The 20,747-nt window shown below is 65.1% G+C and carries 21 protein-coding genes; 12 read left to right on the forward strand and 9 right to left on the reverse strand.

The annotated features are described in order from the left end of the window. Together ACE3TH_RS07020 and ACE3TH_RS07025 are read right to left on the reverse strand one after the other, a co-directional pair. Entirely contained in the window at positions 1 to 1,068 is a 1,068-nt protein-coding gene (locus ACE3TH_RS07020) for an alpha-ketoacid dehydrogenase subunit beta (protein WP_374598925.1), read from the reverse strand. A 56-nt stretch (positions 1,069 to 1,124) separates the two neighbouring features. Then, on the reverse strand, positions 1,125 to 2,360 hold the full coding sequence (locus ACE3TH_RS07025; RefSeq protein ID WP_374598703.1) for a 3-methyl-2-oxobutanoate dehydrogenase (2-methylpropanoyl-transferring) subunit alpha: 1,236 nt from the start codon (positions 2,358 to 2,360) through the stop codon (positions 1,125 to 1,127). Positions 2,361 to 2,508: 148 nt separating this feature from the next. On the opposite strand from ACE3TH_RS07025, the gene ACE3TH_RS07030 reads away from it, so the two are divergent. Genes ACE3TH_RS07030 through ACE3TH_RS07040 form a run of 3 tightly spaced genes read left to right on the forward strand, consistent with a single transcriptional unit; the run spans position 2,509 to position 5,015 of the window. Beyond that, the gene (locus ACE3TH_RS07030) at positions 2,509 to 2,994 is read left to right on the forward strand and encodes an Lrp/AsnC family transcriptional regulator (protein WP_374598705.1); all 486 of its coding nucleotides are present in this window, start codon (positions 2,509 to 2,511) and stop codon (positions 2,992 to 2,994) included. Positions 2,995 to 3,040: 46 nt separating this feature from the next. After that, complete coding sequence (locus tag ACE3TH_RS07035; protein ID WP_374598707.1) at positions 3,041 to 3,979, forward strand: pirin family protein; 939 nt, start codon at positions 3,041 to 3,043, stop codon at positions 3,977 to 3,979. Between the two features lie 49 nt (positions 3,980 to 4,028). Further along, a complete protein-coding gene (locus ACE3TH_RS07040; protein ID WP_374598709.1) occupies positions 4,029 to 5,015 on the forward strand; it encodes an LLM class flavin-dependent oxidoreductase in 987 nt (328 codons plus the stop codon). 263 nt (positions 5,016 to 5,278) lie between these two features. Here ACE3TH_RS07040 and ACE3TH_RS07045 read toward each other — a convergent pair whose 3' ends face one another. From ACE3TH_RS07045 to rpmH, 5 genes are read right to left on the reverse strand one after another with little or no spacing between them, the layout of a single operon-like run. Continuing rightward, a complete protein-coding gene (locus tag ACE3TH_RS07045) occupies positions 5,279 to 6,241 on the reverse strand; it encodes an alpha/beta fold hydrolase (protein ID WP_374598927.1) in 963 nt (320 codons plus the stop codon). Positions 6,242 to 6,282: 41 nt separating this feature from the next. Next, a complete protein-coding gene (gene yihA / locus ACE3TH_RS07050; RefSeq protein WP_374598711.1) occupies positions 6,283 to 6,924 on the reverse strand; it encodes a ribosome biogenesis GTP-binding protein YihA/YsxC in 642 nt (213 codons plus the stop codon). A 1-nt stretch (position 6,925) separates the two neighbouring features. Continuing rightward, the gene (gene yidC / locus ACE3TH_RS07055; protein WP_374598713.1) at positions 6,926 to 8,722 is read right to left on the reverse strand and encodes a membrane protein insertase YidC; all 1,797 of its coding nucleotides are present in this window, start codon (positions 8,720 to 8,722) and stop codon (positions 6,926 to 6,928) included. Positions 8,723 to 8,727: 5 nt separating this feature from the next. Next, a complete protein-coding gene (gene rnpA, locus ACE3TH_RS07060) occupies positions 8,728 to 9,153 on the reverse strand; it encodes a ribonuclease P protein component (RefSeq protein ID WP_374598714.1) in 426 nt (141 codons plus the stop codon). A gap of 26 nt (positions 9,154 to 9,179) precedes the next feature. Further along, positions 9,180 to 9,314, reverse strand: a complete 135-nt coding sequence (gene rpmH, locus ACE3TH_RS07065; RefSeq protein ID WP_029414875.1) for a 50S ribosomal protein L34 — start codon at positions 9,312 to 9,314, stop codon at positions 9,180 to 9,182. A gap of 119 nt (positions 9,315 to 9,433) precedes the next feature. Here rpmH and ACE3TH_RS07070 point away from each other — a divergent pair, with 119 nt between their 5' ends. The 5 genes from ACE3TH_RS07070 (at position 9,434) to ACE3TH_RS07090 (ending at position 13,831) form a co-directional block, all read left to right on the forward strand. Beyond that, on the forward strand, positions 9,434 to 10,156 hold the full coding sequence (locus ACE3TH_RS07070; protein WP_374598717.1) for a TVP38/TMEM64 family protein: 723 nt from the start codon (positions 9,434 to 9,436) through the stop codon (positions 10,154 to 10,156). Continuing rightward, positions 10,153 to 11,613, forward strand: a complete 1,461-nt coding sequence (locus ACE3TH_RS07075) for a sensor histidine kinase (protein WP_374598718.1) — start codon at positions 10,153 to 10,155, stop codon at positions 11,611 to 11,613. Before ACE3TH_RS07070 ends, ACE3TH_RS07075 begins: the two co-directional genes overlap by 4 nt. 105 nt (positions 11,614 to 11,718) lie before the next feature. After that, positions 11,719 to 12,195: a hypothetical protein gene (locus ACE3TH_RS07080; RefSeq protein WP_374598720.1), complete on the forward strand. Its 477-nt coding sequence runs from the start codon at positions 11,719 to 11,721 to the stop codon at positions 12,193 to 12,195. A gap of 68 nt (positions 12,196 to 12,263) precedes the next feature. Then, complete coding sequence (locus tag ACE3TH_RS07085) at positions 12,264 to 13,076, forward strand: cytochrome b/b6 domain-containing protein (RefSeq protein WP_374598722.1); 813 nt, start codon at positions 12,264 to 12,266, stop codon at positions 13,074 to 13,076. Beyond that, positions 13,073 to 13,831, forward strand: a complete 759-nt coding sequence (locus ACE3TH_RS07090) for a molybdopterin-binding protein (RefSeq protein ID WP_374598724.1) — start codon at positions 13,073 to 13,075, stop codon at positions 13,829 to 13,831. Before ACE3TH_RS07085 ends, ACE3TH_RS07090 begins: the two co-directional genes overlap by 4 nt. 18 nt (positions 13,832 to 13,849) lie before the next feature. Here the strand turns inward: ACE3TH_RS07090 and ACE3TH_RS07095 are convergent, their stop codons facing one another. Then, positions 13,850 to 14,899, reverse strand: a complete 1,050-nt coding sequence (locus ACE3TH_RS07095; RefSeq protein WP_296166774.1) for a ribonucleotide-diphosphate reductase subunit beta — start codon at positions 14,897 to 14,899, stop codon at positions 13,850 to 13,852. A 234-nt stretch (positions 14,900 to 15,133) separates the two neighbouring features. Here ACE3TH_RS07095 and ACE3TH_RS07100 point away from each other — a divergent pair, with 234 nt between their 5' ends. After that, positions 15,134 to 15,913, forward strand: a complete 780-nt coding sequence (locus ACE3TH_RS07100; protein WP_374598726.1) for a hypothetical protein — start codon at positions 15,134 to 15,136, stop codon at positions 15,911 to 15,913. Positions 15,914 to 16,023: 110 nt separating this feature from the next. Continuing rightward, positions 16,024 to 16,788, forward strand: a complete 765-nt coding sequence (locus ACE3TH_RS07105) for a metallophosphoesterase (protein ID WP_374598728.1) — start codon at positions 16,024 to 16,026, stop codon at positions 16,786 to 16,788. Here ACE3TH_RS07105 and ACE3TH_RS07110 read toward each other — a convergent pair. Continuing rightward, a complete protein-coding gene (locus ACE3TH_RS07110; protein WP_374598730.1) occupies positions 16,785 to 17,522 on the reverse strand; it encodes a phosphatase PAP2 family protein in 738 nt (245 codons plus the stop codon). The genes ACE3TH_RS07105 and ACE3TH_RS07110 overlap by 4 nt on opposite strands. 213 nt (positions 17,523 to 17,735) lie before the next feature. Between ACE3TH_RS07110 and ACE3TH_RS07115 the strand changes: the two genes are divergently transcribed. Next, complete coding sequence (locus ACE3TH_RS07115; protein WP_374598929.1) at positions 17,736 to 19,697, forward strand: ribonucleoside-diphosphate reductase subunit alpha; 1,962 nt, start codon at positions 17,736 to 17,738, stop codon at positions 19,695 to 19,697. 155 nt (positions 19,698 to 19,852) lie between these two features. Then, entirely contained in the window at positions 19,853 to 20,737 is an 885-nt protein-coding gene (locus ACE3TH_RS07120) for a lipid A-modifier LpxR family protein (protein ID WP_374598732.1), read from the forward strand. Positions 20,738 to 20,747 lie beyond the last annotated feature (10 nt).

Below are 20,747 nucleotides of genomic sequence, written 5' to 3' on the forward strand. Positions count from 1 at the left end.
TCAACGACCTCCCGACATGACGGCTTTCAACACATCCGAAACACGCTGCGGCCCGGGGAAATATTCCCACTCATAGGCGTGGGGATAGGGCGTATCCCAGCCGGTGACGCGGCCGATGGGGGCCTCCAGATGATAGAAGCACCGCTCCTGCACCAGGGCCGACAGCTCCGCTCCGTACCCGGACGTTTTCGGTGCCTCGTGCACGATGACGCAGCGGCCGGTCTTCTTCACGCTGGCCTCGATGGCTTCGATGTCCAGCGGCACCAGCGAGCGCAGGTCGATGACCTCGGCGTCCACGCCCGCATGCTCGGCCCCGGCCAGCGAGACCCAGACCATGGTGCCATAGGCCAGGATGGTGACGTCGCTGCCCTCGCGCATGACCCGCGCCTTGCCGATCGGCTCGACATATCTGCCGGTCGGGACCTGAGCCAGGTCCTGCGCCTTCCACGGGCTGACGGGGTTCTGGTGCCAGCCGTCGAAGGGGCCGTTGTAGAGGCGTTTGGGCTCGAAGAAGACGACGGGGTCGTCGTCCTCGATCGCGGCGGTCAGCAGGCCCTTGGCGTCATAGGGGTTGGAGGGGATGACGACCTTCAGCCCGGCGATATGGGTGAACAGGCTCTCAGGCGACTGGCTGTGCGTCTGGCCGCCGAAGATGCCGCCGCCATAGGGGCTGCGGATGGTGATCGGGCTGGTGAACTGACCGCCCGAGCGATAGCGCATCTTGGCCGCCTCGCTGACGATCTGGTCGTAGGCCGGATAGATGTAGTCGGCGAACTGAATCTCCACGACCGGACGCAGGCCATAGGCCCCCATGCCGATGGCGGCGGCGACGATGCCGCATTCGCTGATGGGCGCATCAAAGCTGCGGGTCAGGCCGTGCTTCTGCTGCAGCTGGTCCGTGACGCGGAAGACGCCGCCGAAATAGCCCGCGTCCTCGCCGAACGACAGGACGTTCGGGTCTTCAGCCATCTTGCCGTCCAGCGCCGAATTCAGCGCCTGGATCATGTTCATCGGCTGCACGCCCGAAGCCGGAGCCTCGGACTTCGGGGCCGCATTCTGATCGACCATGTCGGGCTCGATGCCGTCGGTGCGGTCGGATTCGGTGAAGGTTTGCTCAGCCATGATCAGACCCCCACCTCGCCGCGCTGTTCGGCGATGCGCCAGTCTTCGGTGGCGAAGACCTCGTTGAACATTTCCTTCACGCTGGGGCGCGATTGACCCAGGGTGCCGATGGCCTCGGATTCCTTGCCGGCAGCCCGGACCTGGGCGACCGCATCGGCCTCCGCCTCGGCCTGGGCTTCGTCCGACCATTCGCCGATGGCGATCAGGTGCTGCTTCAGGCGCATGACCGGATCGCCCAGCGGCCACTTCTCATGCTCGTCGCCGGGACGATAGCGGCTGGGATCGTCGGAGGTGGAGTGCGGGGCCCCGCGATAGGTGAACAGCTCGATCACCGTCGCGCCCTGATTGGTCCGCGCGCGCTCTTCGGCCCACTGGGTCGCGGCCCAGACGGCCAGGAAGTCGTTGCCGTCGACCCGCAGCGCGGGCAGGCCATAGCCGATGGCCTTGGACGCAAAGGTCGTCTCCAGACCGCCGGCGATGCCCTGGAAGGAGCTGATGGCCCACTGGTTGTTGACGATGTTCAGGATCACCGGCGCGCGATAGACGGCGGCGAAGGTCAGCGCGTTGTGGAAGTCGCCCTCCGCCGTCGCTCCATCGCCGATCCAGGTGATGGCGATCTTGTCGTCACCCTTGTAGGCGCTGGCCATGGCCCAGCCGACCGCTTGCGGGACTTGCGTGCCGAGGTTGCCGGAGATGGTGAAGAAGCCGAAGTCCTTGGCCGAATACATGATCGGCAGCTGGCGGCCTTTGATCGGATCCTCGGCGTTGGAATAGATCTGGTTCATCATGGTCGCGAGCGGATAGCCGCGCGCGATCAGCAGGCCCTGCTGGCGATAGGTCGGAAAGCCCATGTCCTCGCGCGACAGGATCATGCCCTGCGCCACCGCGATGGCTTCTTCGCCCGTGCACTTCATATAGAAGCTGGTCTTGCCCTGACGGTGGGCCCTGTGCATCCGGTCGTCAAAGGCGCGGGTCAGGATCATCGCCTTCAGGCCCTTCTTCAGGGTCTCGGCGTCCAGGCGCGGATTCCACGGCCCGACGGCCTGTCCCTGATCGTCCAGGACCCGCACCAGGCGAAAGGCGTGATCGCGCATGTCATAGGGCGCGGTCGACACCTCGGGTCGATCGACGGCTCCGGCCTCGTCCAGTTTCAGATGACTGAAGTCGGTGGGGTCGCCCGGACGACCCGAAGGCTCCGGCACGCGCAACGACAGGGGTTGGCTATTGGGCTTGTTCATTCCGTCCTGCTGTCCGGTTGATCCGACCGCGTTTTCCTCGTGATTGCCGTGTTAGCATGGGGCGCTGGCCAAGGCTCGCCCAATTTCACCTTGCACTCTGCGGTTCACGGGTATTTTATTGCCCTATAACAACAATGGGAGAAACGCATTGGCTGACGATCTCGATCCCGTCGACGCCCGCATCCTGGATATCCTTCAGCAGGACGCTGGACTGTCGGTCGCCGAAGTCGCCGAGCGCGTCGGCCTGTCGGCCTCGCCCTGCTGGCGCCGGATCAAGCGGCTGGAGGACACGGGCTTCATCAGAAAGCGCGTCACCCTGCTGGACGCCACCCTGCTGGGCCTGGATTTCGAGGTCTATGCCATCGTCAAGCTCAGCCTGCCGTCCACCGAAAACCTGAACATCTTCGAGGCCGCCGTCGCCCAGTGGCCCGAAGTGGTGCAGTGCGCCACCATCACGGGTCGCGAGGATTATGTCCTGCGGATCATCACCTCGGACATGCATGCCTTCGACCAGTTTTTGAGGAACAAGCTGCTCAGCCTGGGCATCGTCTCGGACTGCGAAAGCCACATCGTCACGCGCGGCGTGAAGAACGTCACCACTCTGCCTCTTGGCATCGTGACCCCGCACGTTTGATAGTACGGCCCGGATCCGCTCAAATTTCAGATCGGAGGGAACTGACATGATCGAGATGGTGATCGATGCACGGCGCAAGGATCTGGGCGGTTTCGAGGTCGGGAGGGTGCTGCCCTTCCACAGCCGCCGGATGGTCGGGCCCTTCATCTTTCTGGACCAGATGGGCCCGGCGGAGTTCGCGCCGGGGTCAGAGGCGATCAACGTCCGCCCTCACCCTCACATCGGTCTGTCAACCCTGACCTATCTGTTCGAGGGCGAGATCATGCACCGGGACAATACCGGCGCGACCCAGGCCATTCGCCCCGGCGAGGTGAACTGGATGACGGCCGGCAAGGGCATCGTACATTCCGAACGCACCGACCCGCTGAAGAAGGCTCAAGGCGGCCCCATGCACGGCATGCAGGCCTGGATCGCCCTTCCCGACGAGGCCGAGGAGGTCGATCCCAGCTTTCACCACCATGGCGAGGCGGACCAACCCACCTATGACAACAACGGCCTTTTCGCACGGCTGGTGGCGGGCGAGGCCTACGGGGCCAAGGCGGTGGTGAAGACGTCGTCGCCCCTGTTCTACATCCACTGGGAACTAGCCGAGGGCGTGCGCACCGCACCGCCACCGGGCAAGAGCTTCGTCGGTTCAGGCGGCTATTCGGAACGCGCCCTCTATGTCGCCAAGGGCGAGATCGAAGTCGGCGACCGCACCTTCCACGAGGGACAGATGGTCGTGTTGGAGCCGAACGCCGAACCAACCATCAAGGCCATCCGGCCCTCCAGCGTCATGGTGCTGGGTGGAGAACCGGTCGGCGAGCGACTGATCTGGTGGAACTTCGTTTCGTCCAGCCAAGCCCGTCTGGATCAGGCCAAGGCCGACTGGAAGGCCGGGCGGATGACTCTGCCTGACGAAGACTCGCTGGAGTTCATCCCCCTGCCCAATGAGCCGTCAACGCCGGAGCCCGCTCCAAAGCCTGAGCCTACACATCCGGTCTGACCCACCCGTAGGTCTTGATTGACAACGCCCTCGACCCGATCTGGCGTCCATGACCGATTTCTCAGTGCTGGACCTGTCGCCCATCGTGGAGGGCGGTGACGCCTCGCGTGCGATCGCGGAAACCACTGCCTATGCCCAGGCCGCCGACCGGCTGGGGTTCAAGCGGTTCTGGCTGGCCGAGCATCACAACATGCCGGGCATCGCCAGCTCGGCCACCGCCGTGGTGATCGGCCATGTGGCAGGGGCGACGAAGACGATCCGCGTAGGCTCAGGCGGGATCATGTTGCCCAACCATGCGCCGCTGGTGATCGCGGAGCAGTTCGGGACCCTGGCCTCCCTCTATCCCGACCGGATCGATCTGGGCCTCGGTCGCGCGCCCGGCACGGACGGCGAGACGGCCCGCGCCCTGCGCCGCTATTTCGAGGCGGCGGATCAGTTTCCGCGCGACGTGCTGGAGCTTCAGGCTTTTCTGGACGATCCCGTGGAGGGTCAGCGGGTCACCGCCTGGCCGGGCGCGGGCACGAAGGTGCCGATCTGGCTGCTGGGCTCCAGCCTGTTCAGCGCCGAACTGGCCGCGCACCTGGGCTTGCCCTTCGCCTTCGCCAGCCATTTCGCGCCCGAATTGCTGATGCAGGCCCTGCAGACCTATCGCGCCGGTTTCCGCCCGTCGAAGGTGCTCGATCAGCCGCACAGTCTTGCGGTGACCAACGTCTTCGCTGCGGAGACCGACGACGCCGCGCTGCGCCTGTCCACAAGCATGCAGCAGGCGTTCGCGGCCGTCGTCACCGGCAAGCCGGGCCGGGTCAAGCCGCCAGTGGACGACATCACCACCGTGCTGGACCCGCGCCAGATCGCGGCGGTGCAGAGCCGCCTGACCTATGCCGCCATCGGCGGGCGCGACACGGTGCGTGACCGGCTGGCCGCCTTCGCCAACCAGACCGGCGTCGACGAGGTCATGGTCACCGGCATGGTCTACGACCTGAACGACCGCATCCGCAGCCTGGAAATCACGGCCGAGGCGGTGGCGAGGCTTTAGGCCGCCTTACGCGCCCCTTACGCGCATCCGTTTGTTCGATATCGCGCCCTTATGCGAGCCGGGCGCATCCTGGCGGGCATGGAACACATCCTCGCCCCCCGACTGTATGAAGTCCTGCCGGAAGAAGACCACTGGGTCGTTCAGGTGCGCGGCTGCAAGGCCCGTCTGCCGACACGCGGTCAGGCCGTGCGCCTGGCCAAACGCTTTTGCCGCGAGGCGAGAAAGCTGGGCTGCCGCAGCGCGGTCCGCATCCATCCGCGCCTTCAGTCGAGGTCGGCCAGAAACGCCAGCAGCAGCGCATTGACCTCGGAGGGCCTCTCTTGCTGAAGCCAGTGCCCCGCTCCGGCCAGGACATGCGTACCGCGCAGGTCTGGGGCCCAGTCCTTCAATCCCGCCTCATGCTGGCCCGCATAGTGGCGGACCGGGTCGCGCTCGCCGACGAGGAAGAGCGCCGGCTGAAGGATGAGCTGATCCTGAAGAAACGCCGTCAGGGCCCAGTTGCGGTCCAGGCTGCGGTACCAGTCGATCGGTCCTTTGAAGCCGCCCTTCGTAAAGGCGTCGACATACTCCTGAAAATGCTCGGCGCTCATCCACGGCGGCAGGGTCGCATCGTCCGCGACCGTTGACAGAAAGTCCTGACCCGCCGGAATGAAGCCGGTCGACTGCCTCGCATCCGGCGTCGCCCCGTCATAGGCATAGAACCCCTTGCGCAGACCCGCCGCGACATCGACCTCGAAGATGGCGTGGGCGTCTGGTGCCTGGAACTGGCTGATATAGAGCTCGCCCAGTCCCGCCCGCTTGGCGATGGCGGCCATGGCCGGGGTCGGGGGACCCCCCGGGCGCCGCGGCTGGAACGGCACGGACAGACCCGCCACCGCGCGAAACATGTCGGGCCGCAACAGGGCACAGTGCCAGGCCACCGGCGCGCCCCAGTCGTGGCCCACGACCACACATTGAGTCTCGCCCAGCGCCCGCACCAGGGCGACCATGTCCCCGACCAGATGCAGGATGGAATAGTCGGCGACATCCTCCGGCTTGTCGGTGCCGCCATAGCCGCGCATGTCGGGCGCGACGGCATGATAGCCCGCCTCCGCAAAGGCCTCGACCTGCGCACGCCAGCTGACGCCCAACTCGGGAAAGCCATGAATGAACAGGACCAGCGGGCCAGTGCCAGCCTCCAGGATCGACTGGGCGAGGGTGTCGGTCTGGATCAGGCGCGTTTGCATGGCCGCCACCCGACCACTCCGTGGCGCAGTCCGCAAGGGCCCTAAAGCACCGCCCCGGTTGTGCGCATGATCTCGGCGCGGAGCTCGGGCATGCCGTCGCCCTTTTCCGCCGATGTGACGATCACGGCCGGATAGGCGGCGGGGCGTTTGGCGATGGCCTTCAGGGTGGCGGCCTGGACCTTTTCCGCCTCGCCCTTCTTCAGCTTGTCGGCCTTGGTCAGGATGATCTGATAGCTGACGGCGGCCAGATCCAGCGCATCCAGAGCCTCGTCGTCCACCTTCTTCAGGCCGTGACGGCTGTCGATCAGCAGATAGACCCGCTTCAGCGTCACCCGACCCCTCAGATAATCGCGGCCCAGGTCCTGGAACTTCTTGACCGTCGTCTTGGACGCCTTGGCCCAGCCATAGCCGGGCAGGTCGACCAGCCGCATCTTGCCGTCCAGGTCGAAGAAATTGACCTCGCGCGTGCGGCCCGGCTCGTTCGACGCCCGGGCCAGCTTGTGCATGCCGACCAGGCCGTTGATCAGGCTGGACTTGCCCACATTGGACCGGCCCGCAAAGGCCACTTCGGGCAGGTCCGGCTCCGGCAACTGCTCGATCTTGGCGCACCCCATGACGAAGGTCGCGGGCCGCGCGAACAGGATGCGGCCCTGCTCCAGTTCCTCGAGGGTGAAGTCTTCCAAATCAGGCCTTCTTGAACCGGGCGAAGAAGGTGTCGATCGGGTTCTCCGTCTTCAGCCGGTGCATGATGATGTACTGCTGGAAGATGGTCAGCACGTTCGACCATGCCCAGTAGATCAGCAGGCCCGCCGGGAAGGTGGCCATGATGAAGGTGAAGACCACGGGCATGAACTGGAAGATGCGGCGCTGCATCGGATCGGTCGCCGGCGGGCTCATGGCCATCTGCAGCCACATGGTCAGGCCGTAGACGATAGCCAGCACGCTGAGCGAGGCATTGGTCGTCAGGAAGGTCCCGATCACCGGCACCGTCGACGGATCCCACGGGATCAGGCCGTACAGATTCCAGATGGTCGAGGGGTCCGCCGCCGACAGGTCGCGGATCCAGCCGAAGAAGGGCTGATGCCGCATCTCGATGGTCACAGTCAGCATCTTGTAGACGGCATAGAAGAACGGGATCTGGATCAGCAGCGGCAGACAGCCTGCCAGCGGATTGATCTTCTCCTTCTGATACAGCGCCATCATTTCCTTCTGCTGGCTGGCCGGATCGTCAGGATATTTCTTCTTCAGTTCCTCCAGCTTGGGCGCGAGGGTGCGCATGCGCGACATGCTCTCGTAGCTCTTGTTGGCCAGCGGGAACATGATCAGGCGCACGACCAGGGTCAGGGCCAGGATGGCCAGGCCGAAGTTGCCCAGAACGCCGAAAAAGAACTCGACCACCAAGAACATCGGGCGGGTCAGGAAGAACAGAAAGCCCCAGTCGATCGCATAGATGAAGCGCGGCAAGTCCAGCGACTTCTCGTAACCGGCCAGGATCTCATTGCGCTTGGCACCGGCGAACAGACGGGTTGTCTCGCTGATCTGGGCGTTGGGGGCGATGGTATGGGCCTCGCCGCGCATCAGCACGGCGTGGGTCTCGTAGTTGGCCTGTTCGGTAACGAAGAAGCCGGCGTCAATCTTTTCGTCCTGGGCCGGGATCATGGCAGCCAGCCAGTACTTGTCGGTCATACCCATCCAGCCGCCGGTGGAGGCGAAGGACTGCGACGGCTTCTTGGCCCAGGCCTGATACTTCAACTGCTGGGTGGCGTAGTCGCCTTCCGATCCAAAGGTGCCGATGCCGCCTTCGTGCAGAATCTGGTTGCGTCCCAGATCGCCGGGAATGCCCCGGCGCTCGACGCGGCCCCAGGGAGCGATCTGTACCGGCTGACCGCTGAAGTTGGCGACCGTATCGGTGACGGTGAACAGGTACTGGTCGTCGATGGCGATCCGGCGCGTGAAGCGCAGGCCTGCGCCATTATCCCAAGTCAGCGTAATGGGGGTGGTGGGCGTCAGCTCCGTGCCCTGCGTCAGCTGCCAGGGTGTATCCTTGCCGGGCACACCGCCGCGGACATTGGGGCCGTCCCAGCCAAACAGGGCCTGATAACCGTGCCGCATGCCCTCGGGGCGGAACAGCTCGACCGAAGGAGAGTTCGGGGCCAGAGTTTCCTTGTAGCGCGTCAGGAACAGATCATCTATGCGCGCCCCGCGCAGGGATAGCGAACCCGAAACGGTGTCGGTTCGAATAGCGACACGCGGTCCGGCCTGGGCTCGGGCTGCTTGACGATCCTCCACAAACACAGGGGCTGCGGCCGCACCGGAGGGTCCGGATGCCGCCGTCGCCGCCGCCTGCTGCTCCGCAGCGGCACGCTCCGCCCTTTGGCGCTCGGCCTGCGGCTGCATCACGAAGAAGCTGTAGGCCAGGAGCATCAGGCCAGCGATCACCATGAAGATGATGGTGTTCTTGCTGTTATTCTGGGGAGGCATGGAGATCAGGAATCCTGGCCGGCGGTGGCGGGCGGAATGGGCGCGGGCGGGGTCGGCGCAGTCGTTGGCTTCGGCGCCGCCGACCGTGGGGTCGCCAGCCTTGTAAGCGCCGATTTCACATCGTCAAGCAAACGGTCCCAGGGACGGTTTGCCGTGCCCATGCGGGCGATGAAGACATAGTCGCTACCCGGGCGACCAAACTGCGGTGCCAAGGCACGTGCGGCCTCTCTCAGACGGCGTTTGGCGCGGTTGCGTACGACCGCGCCACCGACCTTGCGGGTGGCAGTGAAACCCAGGCGGATGGTGGGGTCGTCGTCGCGTCGATCCAGCCGCTGGACCACCACGGCACCACGGGCCTCTGAAACGCCTTTCGCGGCCGCCAGAAACTGGGGCCGCGAAGTCAGACGTTCGATATCTGGTAAATCGGTCATGCGTCCGCAGACGGACGCCTGACGGGTCAGGCCGTCAGGCGCTTACGGCCCTTGGCGCGACGACGCGCAACGATCTTTGCACCGTTCTTGGTGGCCATCCGCGAACGGAAGCCGTGACGGCGCTTGCGCACTAAACGCGACGGCTGATAGGTCCGCTTCACGGTCGGCTCCCAGTGTTGAGTGTTTGGCGGCGGACAAGAGCGTCCGTCGCGGGAAGGGCGGGCGTATAAGCGCAGGGGCTGGCGGTGTCAACGCCGATGCCGGTGCGTTTGGAGTGAAGATGGACCGTCTGAAACGCTTTTTGCCCCTGATCCTGCTGGCCGGCGTCATCGCGCTGATCTTCGGCATGGGCTGGAATCGCTATCTGTCGCTGGACACGATCCGTGACCACGGCCAGGCGTTCCGCGCCTTCACCGCCGACAACTATATCCTCAGTCTGCTGATCCTGATGGCCGTCTTCGCCATCCTGACGGCCAGCGTGGTGCCGGGCGTCTTCTTCGTGACTATCACGGCCGGCTATTTGTTCGGGCCGTGGGTCGGCGGGGTGGCCACTTCCATCGCCGCAACCATCGGGGCCCTGATCGTCTATGCGGTCGCCCGCACGGCCCTCGGCCAGTCCCTGCGCGACAAGGCCGAGCGGGACGCCGGTCTGATGCAGAAAGTCTGTGCCGCCATAGACAAGGACACCTTCTGGTATGTGCTGGCCAGCCGGCTGGCGGTCGTGGTGCCGTTTCACATGATCAATATCGCTGCGGGCGTCATCTCCGCCCGGCTGAAGCCCTATACGCTGGCGACCGTGATCGGCCTGCTACCAGCCCACACCATCTATTGCTGGATCGGGGCGCGACTGAATACCTTGCTGGTCAATGACCCCGATCCGGACTTCCAGGCCCTGTTCGGCCAGTTCTGGGCCCCGATGACGGGTGTCTTCGTGCTGGCCGTCGTCCTGCCTGTCGCGCTGAAGGCGCTGCAGGGCGCGCTCGGGCGCAAGGCGGCGACATGACGGAGGTCGCGCCGCAGACGCCAGCCCGCCTGTGGACCTGGGTGCCTGAAGGCCTGAGGCGACGGCTGGGGCTGAACCCGCCGGATGCCCTGGCGAGGCGGCTGATGCTGTTGACCATGGCCTTTGCAGTGGCGGTGGAAATCCTGATCATCACCCCCAGCGTCGCCAGCTTCCACGAGCGCTGGCTGACCGACCGGCTGCAATCGGCCGAATTGGCGTCCGTCGCCGTCGAGGCCCTGCCCTATTCGGCGGTGGAAGACGACACAGCCGAACAGTTGCTGGCCATCGGCGGCGTGCAGGCGGTGGTCGTCGGCGACCAGGGCGTGCGGCGTTTGCTGTTGCAGGCTCCGAACCTGTCGCGGACACCGGACCTGATCGATCTGCGCGAGAGCCGGCCGGTCTCGCGCCTGATCGACCCGTGGCGGACCCTGTTCGGCCATCCGGACCGCTCGATCCGGGTCCAGGCTCGCCCGCGCTATCGCACCGGCGACTTCATCGAGATCGTGACCCTGGCCCAGCCCCTGAAGGCCGAACTGCGCACCTTCCTGCTGAACAGCCTGCTGGTTTCACTGCTGGTCTCGATCGTGGCTGGTGCCTTGCTGTATGCCGGTCTGGCCTTTCTGGTGCTGCAGCCGCTGCGCCGCGTGACACGTTCGATCGAGCGCTTCGCCCGCGATCCCGAGGCCGAAGGCGAGCCGCCCAGCGGTCGCCATGACGAGATCGGCCGCGTCGAGCGCGAACTGGCCCGCATGCAGGAAGAGGTGCGATTGTCGCTGCGGTCCCGCGCGCGTCTGGTGGCGCTGGGCGAGGCGGTGGCCAAGATCAATCACGACCTGCGCAACATGCTGACCTCGGCCCAGCTGGCGTCCGAGCGGCTGGCTGAATCGCCCGACCCGGAGGTGGCTCGCGTCCTGCCCCGGCTGGAGCGCGCCCTTGGCCGCGCTGCTGCCCTGTCCCGCAATGTGCTGGAATATGGCCGCAGCGAGGAGCCGGAGCCTCAGCGCATCGCCGTGCCCCTGGCCACCGCCGTCACCGTCGCCGCCGAGGATGCAGGCCTCAGCGCCGACGGCGTGAAGCTGGCCAAGACCCTGCCCGCTCGCGCCACTATCCAGGCAGATCCGGACCAGTTGCACCGCATTCTGGTCAATCTGATGCGCAATGCGCGCCAGGCGATCCAGGGTGACGCGAAACGCAAGCCTCCGCGTCGCGGCACCGTGACGGTTACGGCGGTGCAGGAAGCGGACGGCTGGCTGATCCGTATCGCCGACGACGGGCCGGGCATTCCCGCCAAGGTCTCGGAACAGCTTTTCGATCCGTTCGTCAGCGGGCGCGCGTCGGAGGGCACAGGTCTGGGCCTGACCATCTCGCGCGAACTGGCCACGGCGCATGGCGGGACGCTGGATTTGATTCAGACCGGGCCTGAGGGGACGATTTTCGCCCTGCGACTGCCGGATTGAGCCGTCCGTCGCATCCGGCAAGGCTTGTTCGCGTTTAGACCCATCGAAGGCCCGCGCAATGGGCCGGCTTGTCCCGACCTTAAGCCAAGTTTTGAAGGAGACCGCATGTCCCGTCCGCTTTCATCGATCGTCGCCGTGGCTGCCGTGATCGCCGCCGTCACCGGCGCTCCTGCCTCTGCCCAGCAGACGAAACCGACATCCGCATCTGCCCAAAGCACCGCCCCTGCCGACACGCCCGTGCCAGGGTCGGAAGAGTGGGAACGTCAGCGCGGCGAAACCTATCGCGCTGTCCCCGACAGCCGCCAAGATCCGGCAGAGGTGGCCGCGACCAGCAAGCTGAATGCCGGAATCGTCGCTCAGAACGAAGCAGCGGCCCAGGCCGAAGCGGCCATCATCGCCTCCAATGACGCGGCCCGCGAAGCCTGGCAGGCCGAAACCGCCCGGGTCGAAGCCGACAACGCCCGCATTGCCGCCGAGAACGCCGCGGCTCAGGAGCGCTATCAGCGCGATATGGCCTTATACGAGCAGAGTGTGCGAGCCTGCGAACAGGCCGGTGGGCGCAACTGCCGGGTCAAGCCGTAACCTTTCGTCGTTCGATTGCGCAGTCGGTGTTACCATGACACCGTTGCTGGACGGCAGAAGGGCGCAGCATGACCGACAATGGAGATGATGCGCCTGTCAACCTGCCGTCTGCGAAGACCGACCGCACTCTGACCCGCGGCCGCACCCTGACCTGGCGTCATCCCGTCTGGGTGCGGATCACCCACTGGCTGAATGTCGTGGCGGTGGTCGTGCTGATCATGAGCGGGCTGAACATCCTGGCGGCGCATCCACATCTGTACTGGGGCCTGACCTCGACCTTCGCCGATCCCTGGGTCAGCACGCCCAAGATGCCGAACTGGCTGCTGATCCCGCAGGGGCGCAATCTGGCGGAGGCGCGGAACTATCACTTCCTGTTCGCTTGGATCTTCGTGATCAACGGGCTGATCTATCTGGCCTTCGGGCTGATCACGCGGCGGTTCGGGCGGCGGCTGGCTCCCACGGCCGCGGACCTGAAGGGCATCGGCGCTGCGGTCGTCGAGCATGCGCGGTTCCGCTTCCCGACCGACGACCACGCCCGCACCTATAATGTGATCCAGAAGCTGACCTATCTGGCCATGATCGCGATCGTCCTGCCGATGATGCTGATCACCGGCCTGTCGATGTCGCCGGGGTTCAACGCCATCGGCGGCATATTGCTGGAGATCATGGGCGGGCGACAGTCGGCGCGGACCCTGCATTTCATCTCGGCGATCCTGATCGTCGGTTTCGTCGTCATCCATGTCGGCCTGGTGATCTGGACGGGGCTTTTCAACAACATGCGGGCCATGGTCACGGGCTGGTTCGTGATAGAGCCGCCGGGATCGGTGGCGGGGCCGGGCGGACGTCGCAAGGCCTCGGATGACGCGGGAGACCACGCATGAACCGCCGACACTGGCTGACCGGAGCGGCCGCGACCCTGCTGGCCTCGGCTCTGTCGGCCTGCGACCAGGCGCGGATCAGCCTGGCCGAACAGGCACGGCGCATGGGCGAGGGTCTGACCCGGCGTACCCAGAGGCTGCTGATCCCGCGCGAGGCCTTGGCCCCCACCTATGACCGGTCGCAAATCTCGCCCGACTTTCGCGCCAACGGTTCGATCGATCCGGCGGCGGCGGACTATGTGGCGCTGAAGACAGGGGGCTTTGCCGATTATCGGCTGGTCATCAACGGTCTTGTGGAACGCCCCCTGTCGCTGTCGCTGGCCGACCTGCGCAGCCGCCCGGCCCAGAGCCAGATCACCAAGCACGACTGCGTCGAGGGCTGGACCTCCATCGGCGATTGGACGGGCGTGCGGCTGGAAACCCTGCTGGACGAGGCGGGCCTGAAGCCCGAGGCCCGATACATCGTCTTCCACTGCTTCGACGCCCTGGATCAGACCGAGGGCGGCGACCGGTATTACGAAAGCATCGACCTGATCGACGCCCGCCATCCCCAGACCATCCTGGCCTATGCCATGAACGGCCAGACCCTGCCGGTGCCGCATGGCGCCCCCTTGCGTCTGCGGGTGGAGCGCCAGCTGGGCTACAAGCACGCCAAATATATCCGGCGCATCGAGGCGGTCGAAAGCTTCGCCCATATCGGGGGCGGCAAGGGCGGCTATTGGGAAGACCGCGGCTATGAGTGGTACGCGGGGATCTGACGACCCCCGCTGATCACGTCAGCCGATCACGCCACTCATATCGCGGCGGGCCATCATGCGGTCGAACTCGGTCCAGACGCCGTCTGCACCGTGCCAGGACCCTTGCGTCGCCGCCTTTGAGTATTCTGTGGCGCGCGCCTCGAAGAAGTTGGCGTGTTCGACGCCTGACAGCAGCGACTGAAGCCAGGGCAGCGGGTTTTCGCGACCACCGCCGTACAGCTCCGGCAGGTCCAGCTGACGCAGGCGCCAGTCGGCGATGAAGCGGATGTATTTCTTGATGTCTTCGGGCGTCATGCCCTGAACCTCGCCGGCCTCGAAGGCTAGGTCGATGAACTTGTCCTCCAGCTTCACCACCGTCTCGCAGCACTGGACGATGTCGTCGGCCACGGCCTTGGTGACCACGCCGGTCTCCTTGTTGAAGGCGTGGTACAGCTTGATGATGCCCTCGCAGTGCAGGCTCTCGTCGCGCACAGACCACGACACGATCTGGCCCATGCCCTTCATCTTGTTGAAGCGTGGGAAGTTCATCAGCATGGCGAAGCTGGCGAACAGCTGCAGCCCCTCGGTGAAGCCGCCGAACATGGCCAGCGTCCGGGCGATGTCCGCCTCGGTTTCGACCCCGAACTCCTGCATGAAGTCATGCTTGTCGCGCATGGCCTCGTATTCCATGAAGGCCCCGAACTCGCTCTCGGGCATGCCGATGGTTTCCAGCAGCAGGGCATAGGCCGCGATGTGGATGGTCTCCATGTTCGCGAACGACGACAGCATCATCTTCACCTCGGTGGGTTTGAAGACGCGGCCGTATTTTTCCATGTAGTTGTCCGACACCTCGATGTCCGACTGGGTGAAGAAGCGGAAGATCTGCGTCAGCAGATTGCGCTCCTTGTCATTCAGCTTGACGGCCCAGTCCTTGAGGTCCTCGCCCAGCGGCACTTCCTCGGGCATCCAGTGGACCTGCTGCTGCTTCTTCCACATGTCGAAGGCCCACGGATAGCGGAAGGGCTTGTAGGCGGCCGACGGGGTCAGCAGGCCGGGGCGGGCAGGCTTGATGATGGTGTGGGCGTTCATCGGGCGACTCGCGAAACCGGAGAAAAGAATAGGGCCGGACCATGCGTCGGGACGCGGATGATGCCAAGTCGAATTGCGGCTATTTAGCGATCACTTTTTCGCCGACCGCTAGATGTGGTGTTCCCGCCGCAGTTTGGTGGGGAGAAGCCTGGGGATGACAGTCTGTGCGACAGCGTCCCCGGAACCGCCGCAATGGCGGGGCCGTTTGACAAGCCTCGCCGCCCAGGGTTGCCCATGTCCGACACGACCGTTCTCGATCCCAGCTTTCATCCGCCCAAGGAAGCGGTCGCCTTTTACGAGGACAGCCTGAAGCTGCTGAAGGAGAGCGGCATCCCCTTTCTGCTATCGGGCACCTATGCGGTGACGGCCTATACCGGCATCAAGCGGCCGACCAAGGACCTGGACGTCTTCTGCAAGCCCGGGGACTACCCCCGGATCCTGGCCTTCTTTCAGGCGCGCGGTTACCGCACCGACGTCGAGGACGAGCGCTGGATCGCCAAGGTCTGGAAGGACGACAAGCATTTCTTCGACGTGATCTTCGCCATGTCCAACGGCACGATCGCCGTATCCGACAGCTGGTTCGGCGACGACACCATCGACGTCTATGGCCATCAGGTCACCATCACCCCGCCGACAGCCCTGATCCTGTCCAAGGTCTTCATCCAGGACCGCTATCGCTACGATGGTGCGGACGTGAATCACGTGATCCTGAAACAGGCCGACAACATCGACTGGAAGTCGCTGCTGGATCAGATGGACCTGTATTGGGAGGTGCTGATGGCGCACCTGCTGAACTTCCGCTTCGCCTATCCGACCGAGCGCGACAACATCCCGGCCTGGCTGATGACCGAACTGGCCGAGCGGCTGGAGGCCCAGGTTGCCCTGCCCGCCCCGCGCGTGAAGGTCTGTCGTGGCCGCCTGTTCAGCCCGCGCGACTATATCGCCGACATCAGCGAATGGGGCTTCGGCGATGTTGTCGGCAAGGGTCTGGAGGAACGCCATGATCCCATTTGAAGTGCGCTATCGCTCGGCTCGCGGAGCCGCGCTGCTTGAGCGCGTCTCAGGTTCAGGCAACGCTGTCGCCCGGGTTGAGGGGCCGCTAGCCGAGAGTACGGATGTTCGCCATGGCAGATGACCCCCAGACGCCACAACCGGGTCTGGAGCCCGGACCGGCTAAACGCCTGCGCGTCGCGGCCGTCGGCGATCTGCATGTCGGCGAAGGGCCCTCCCACTATCGCGACCTGTTCGAGCGGGTGTCCGACGACGCGGATGTGCTTTGCCTCTGCGGTGACCTGGTCAACTTCGGCAAGACGGCCGAGGTCGAGGCTCTGATCGCCGACCTGCGCCTGTGCCGCATCCCCATGGTCGGGGTCATGGGCAATCACGAGCACGAATGCGGCCAGCCCGATGTGGTCATGGACATGCTGTGCGACGCCGGTGTCCACATGCTGTCGGGCGGGCGCAGCCATGAGATCGGCGGGGTCGGCTTTGCCGGCACCAAGGGATTCGTCGGCGGCTTTGGCCGCTACATGCTGAGCGCGTTCGGCGAGGCCTCGGTCAAGACCTTTGTGCAAGACTCGATCGACGACGCGACCGTACTGGAGACCTCCATCCGGTCCCTGCGGACGGAGCGGTCGGTGGTGCTGCTACACTATGCGCCTGTGGTCGATACGGTCATGGGCGAACCGCCGGAGATCCACGCCTTTCTGGGATCGTCGCGTCTGGCAGAGACCATCGACCGCTATGACAACGTCAGCCTGGTCGTGCATGGCCACGCCCATCGCGGCGCGCCCGAGGGGCGGACCAACAAGGGGGTGCCCGTCTATAACGTCGCCCTGCCGGTGCTGAAGACGCTGGGCGACACGCCGTATCGCGTGTTCGAAGTCTAGGGCGCGGGCTGGTCCTGCAAAGGCGAGTGATGCGCGATCTGTCGGCGTTCAACCGCATAGGCGACCAGCCAAAGCGCCATGGCCCAGGCTGCACCGATGCTCCAGCCCGCCAGGACGTCGGACGCCCAGTGCGCCCCCAGGTAGACCCGGGTCGTGCCGATCAGCAGGGCGATCGCAATGGCCGCGCCCAGCACGAAGGCCTTCACGTGACGGCGCGGAAAGGCCCGCGTCAGCATGACGCCCAGGCTGAGATAGAAGACGGTGGCCAGAAGCGCATGGCCCGACGGGAAGCTGGCATTGATCGTCTCAACCGCCTGAAAGGCCGCAGGGGGCCGTTCGCGCTCGAAGATCGCCTTCAACCCTTCGCTCAGCGCCACGCCGCCCGCCAGGCCGACGACCAGCAGCAAGGCCGACAGTCGTTTGCGATGGATCAGCAGAAAGACGATAGCGATGGTCGCGAACAGGGCCAGCACCGATATCCCGCCCAGGGACGTCAGGTCGGCCGCCGCCTCCTTCATCCACCACGGTCCGCGCGGTTCGCCCGCCACCGGCTGAACCCAGTTCAGGATGGACTGGTCGAAGGCCTGGCCGTCGGCCTCGGTCATGTCATCCGCCAGTTCGACGAAAGTCATGACGCCCAGGGCGATGATGAACAGCGCGCTGACGGCCGCGATCTCGGCACGGGCGATGCGCAGGGCGCGGCGGAAAAAGGTCACGGTCTGGTCTGCAGTCATGGCGCCCCAACGGTCACGCTTGCGAGACGTTCCCGCTCACGGTTTCGTGATCCTGGTGACCCGGCCCTGTCACGCCGTCGTCTCGGCCTGTCCACAGGCTCATCCCCTGTCATCGATGCGATTCGCCCAGAAAGTGATCGTCAACCCCGTTGACGGCTCGTTAGCCATCTGTGCCCTATATGTGGGTTGGGGAAGCGAAGGGGCCACTAGATGATGTGGTCCTTGGCGCGGTTGACGATCAATCAGAAGTTCAGGGCGAATACGATCATGGCCGGCGGCGAAGCGTTTAAGACAGTGGAATTGCAGTCGGTTATCGACGCGCGGGCGCTCGCCGAACAGGCGGGTCGACCCCATCTGTCGGTCGTGCCCTCCATCCAGATCGATCGGTCGCGCGACGACCTGCTGACCGACTTCGGCAAGAAGACGCTGGAGGATCGCTATCTGCTGCCCGGCGAATCCTATCAGGACATGTTTGCCCGCGTTTCGACGGCCTTCGCCGACGACGAGAGCGTCAATCCAGGCCATGCCCAGCGCGTCTATGACTATATGTCCCGGCTGTGGTTCATGCCTTCGACGCCGGTGCTGTCGAACGGCGGCGCGGCGCGCGGCCTGCCCATCTCCTGCTTCCTGAACGCGGTCGGCGACAGCCTGGACGGCATCCAGAGCGTCTGGAACGAGAACGTGGCCCTGGCCTCCAACGGCGGCGGCATCGGCACCTACTGGGGCGGCGTCCGCTCGATCGGCGAGAAGGTGAAGGGCGCGGGACAAACGTCCGGCATTATCCCCTTCATCCGCGTGATGGACAGCCTGACCCTGGCGATTTCGCAAGGCTCGCTGCGTCGCGGCTCGGCCGCCGTCTATCTGGACGTTCACCACCCCGAGATCGAAGAGTTCCTGGAGATCCGCAAACCCTCGGGCGACTTCAACCGCAAGTCCCTGAACCTGCACCACGGCATCAACATCACCGACGCCTTCATGGAGGCGGTCCGCGACGGCAAGACCTTCGACCTGGTCTCGCCCAAGACCCAGGAGGTCATGAAGACCGTCGACGCCCGCAGCCTGTGGCAGAAGATCCTGGAAATCCGCCTGCAGACCGGCGAGCCCTATCTGATCTTCTCCGACACCGTGAACCGCCAGATGCCGCAGCATCAGCGCGACCTGGGCTTGTCGGTCAAACAGTCGAACCTGTGCAGCGAGATCATGCTGCACACCGGCCGCGATCACCTGGGCGTCGATCGGACGGCCGTCTGCTGCCTGTCGTCGGTCAATGCCGAGATGTTCCTGGAATGGCGCGAGGAGCCCCGCTTCATCGAGGACATCATGCGCTTCCTGGACAATGTCCTGGAGGATTTCATCACCCGCGCCCCGCCCGAGATGAAGGCCGCCGTCTATTCGGCGCGTCGCGAGCGCTCGGTGGGTCTGGGCCTGATGGGTTTCCACTCCTTCCTGCAGTCGCAGGGCGTGGCGTTCGAAAGCGCTATGGCCAAGTCGTGGAACATGCGCCTGTTCAAGCATCTGCGCCGCGAGGCCGACAAGGCCAGCCGCCTGCTGGCCGAAGAGAAGGGCCCCTGCCTGGATGCCGAAGAGCGCGGCGTCATGGAGCGGTTCAGCCACAAACTGGCCATCGCCCCGACCGCCTCGATCAGCATCATCTGCGGCGGCACCTCGGCGGGCATCGAGCCGATCCCGGCCAACATCTATACCCACAAGACCCTGTCGGGCTCGTTCGCGGTCAAGAACCCCTATCTGGAGCGTCTGCTGGACGGAAAGGGCATCAATACCGAGGCCGTCTGGAATTCGATCCTGGAGAACGAAGGCTCGGTTCAGCATCTGGATGCCCTGGACGAGAACGAGAAGGGCATCTTCAAGACCGCCTTCGAACTGGACCAGCGCTGGATCGTCGAACTGTCGGCCGACCGCTCGCCTGAAATCTGCCAGGCCCAGTCGATCAACCTGTTCATCCCGGGCGACGTCAACAAGTGGGATCTGCACATGCTGCACTGGAAGGCATGGGAAACCGGCGTGAAGTCGCTCTACTACCTGCGCTCCAAATCGGTTCAGCGCGCGGCCTTCGCCGGGGCCGAGGACAAGGCCGAGGCCGAGGTCGATCCCAACCAGCCCGACCTCTTCAGCGCCGCCCGCACCGACTACGACGAGTGCCTGGCCTGTCAGTAATCTGACTATCCCTGCGACCGTCGAACGTCGGTCACAGGGGAACTCTGCCACACCCCCGACGTTCGACCGCCAGATATGTGGCGTGTGAAGTCTGTTGGCGAATGAGATCCTTTGGTGCAGGGTCGAAGCGTTAACGGACTGGGGAGGTCCCGTTGATGCGGAAAACGACGATCTTTTCAGCGACGACCGCTGCGGCCTTCGCCCTGGCTTGCGCGGCTACGACGACCGCTGCTGTCGCCCAGGACACCGTTCGGCTGGCGGACCCATTTGCCGGGGATGAAGAACGGCCCACCACAGTGTCTGATCTTCTGACCCGACTGGAGCGCACCGGTTCGGTCGCCGCCTTCGACGCCCCCGTCACCGATATCGAGCCACGCTGGGTTGCCGCGGTGTCACGCGTCGACCGCGCCGAGCCCCGGGCGGTGGCCGAGCGTGACGTCTGGTTCTCCAGCGGCGGCTTCGACGATCGGCTGCGCCTGCGTACAGAAGGCTCCCTGCGCCGGGCCGACGGAGCGCCGGTCCCGCCAGGTCCTCAGGATCGCGGCGGATGGGATACCGAACACTATGACGTTTCGTATGTGCGCGGCTGGACCGAGACGCTGGGCCAGACTGGCTCGGGCCTGGACGTCACCCTGACGCCGCATGTGGGCGTCGGCGTGGGCAGCCGGGGTAACTCCACAGAGGCCGGGGCCACGCTAAAGATTGGTCGCAACCTCGACCGACTGGTGCCCCAAGGTAGTGAAGCCTTTGGCGAGCGGCCCCGCTGGTATGTCTACGCCGCCGGTTCAGGCCGCGCTGTCGGTTACAACTTCGCCCGCACCCGTGACGGCGACTATGCCCGCTCGGGCGTCAGCCACGACAGTGGCAATTTCCTGGGCGACGCCTCCATAGGCGTGGCCATGCGCAAGGGCGCCGTCCAGGGCTCGCTGGGCCTCGTCTATCGCGAAATCGAAACCGAAGGCCTGCGCGCTGGAAACGGCGTCGACACCGACGTGTCCGAGGGCGTCATCGCGTTCCAACTGTCGATCAAGCCGGAATAGGTACGAGGTT

This window comes from Brevundimonas sp. (genome assembly GCF_041919755.1).
In the GTDB taxonomy this organism is placed as follows: domain Bacteria; phylum Pseudomonadota; class Alphaproteobacteria; order Caulobacterales; family Caulobacteraceae; genus Brevundimonas.

Excerpts from the sequence above, each read along its gene's own strand:
- ACE3TH_RS07020 (WP_374598925.1), bottom strand. The coding sequence starts at position 1,068 with ATGGTCGATCAGAATGCGGCCCCGAAGTCCGAGGCTCCGGCTTCGGGC.
- ACE3TH_RS07025 (WP_374598703.1), bottom strand. The coding sequence starts at position 2,360 with ATGAACAAGCCCAATAGCCAACCCCTGTCGTTGCGCGTGCCGGAGCCT.
- ACE3TH_RS07035 (WP_374598707.1), top strand. The coding sequence starts at position 3,041 with ATGATCGAGATGGTGATCGATGCACGGCGCAAGGATCTGGGCGGTTTC.
- ACE3TH_RS07040 (WP_374598709.1), top strand. The coding sequence starts at position 4,029 with ATGACCGATTTCTCAGTGCTGGACCTGTCGCCCATCGTGGAGGGCGGT.
- ACE3TH_RS07045 (WP_374598927.1), bottom strand. The coding sequence starts at position 6,241 with ATGCAAACGCGCCTGATCCAGACCGACACCCTCGCCCAGTCGATCCTG.
- yidC (WP_374598713.1), bottom strand. The coding sequence starts at position 8,722 with ATGCCTCCCCAGAATAACAGCAAGAACACCATCATCTTCATGGTGATC.
- rnpA (WP_374598714.1), bottom strand. The coding sequence starts at position 9,153 with ATGACCGATTTACCAGATATCGAACGTCTGACTTCGCGGCCCCAGTTT.
- ACE3TH_RS07070 (WP_374598717.1), top strand. The coding sequence starts at position 9,434 with ATGGACCGTCTGAAACGCTTTTTGCCCCTGATCCTGCTGGCCGGCGTC.
- ACE3TH_RS07075 (WP_374598718.1), top strand. The coding sequence starts at position 10,153 with ATGACGGAGGTCGCGCCGCAGACGCCAGCCCGCCTGTGGACCTGGGTG.
- ACE3TH_RS07080 (WP_374598720.1), top strand. The coding sequence starts at position 11,719 with ATGTCCCGTCCGCTTTCATCGATCGTCGCCGTGGCTGCCGTGATCGCC.
- ACE3TH_RS07085 (WP_374598722.1), top strand. The coding sequence starts at position 12,264 with ATGACCGACAATGGAGATGATGCGCCTGTCAACCTGCCGTCTGCGAAG.
- ACE3TH_RS07090 (WP_374598724.1), top strand. The coding sequence starts at position 13,073 with ATGAACCGCCGACACTGGCTGACCGGAGCGGCCGCGACCCTGCTGGCC.
- ACE3TH_RS07095 (WP_296166774.1), bottom strand. The coding sequence starts at position 14,899 with ATGAACGCCCACACCATCATCAAGCCTGCCCGCCCCGGCCTGCTGACC.
- ACE3TH_RS07100 (WP_374598726.1), top strand. The coding sequence starts at position 15,134 with ATGTCCGACACGACCGTTCTCGATCCCAGCTTTCATCCGCCCAAGGAA.
- ACE3TH_RS07105 (WP_374598728.1), top strand. The coding sequence starts at position 16,024 with ATGGCAGATGACCCCCAGACGCCACAACCGGGTCTGGAGCCCGGACCG.
- ACE3TH_RS07110 (WP_374598730.1), bottom strand. The coding sequence starts at position 17,522 with ATGACTGCAGACCAGACCGTGACCTTTTTCCGCCGCGCCCTGCGCATC.
- ACE3TH_RS07115 (WP_374598929.1), top strand. The coding sequence starts at position 17,736 with ATGTGGTCCTTGGCGCGGTTGACGATCAATCAGAAGTTCAGGGCGAAT.
- ACE3TH_RS07120 (WP_374598732.1), top strand. The coding sequence starts at position 19,853 with ATGCGGAAAACGACGATCTTTTCAGCGACGACCGCTGCGGCCTTCGCC.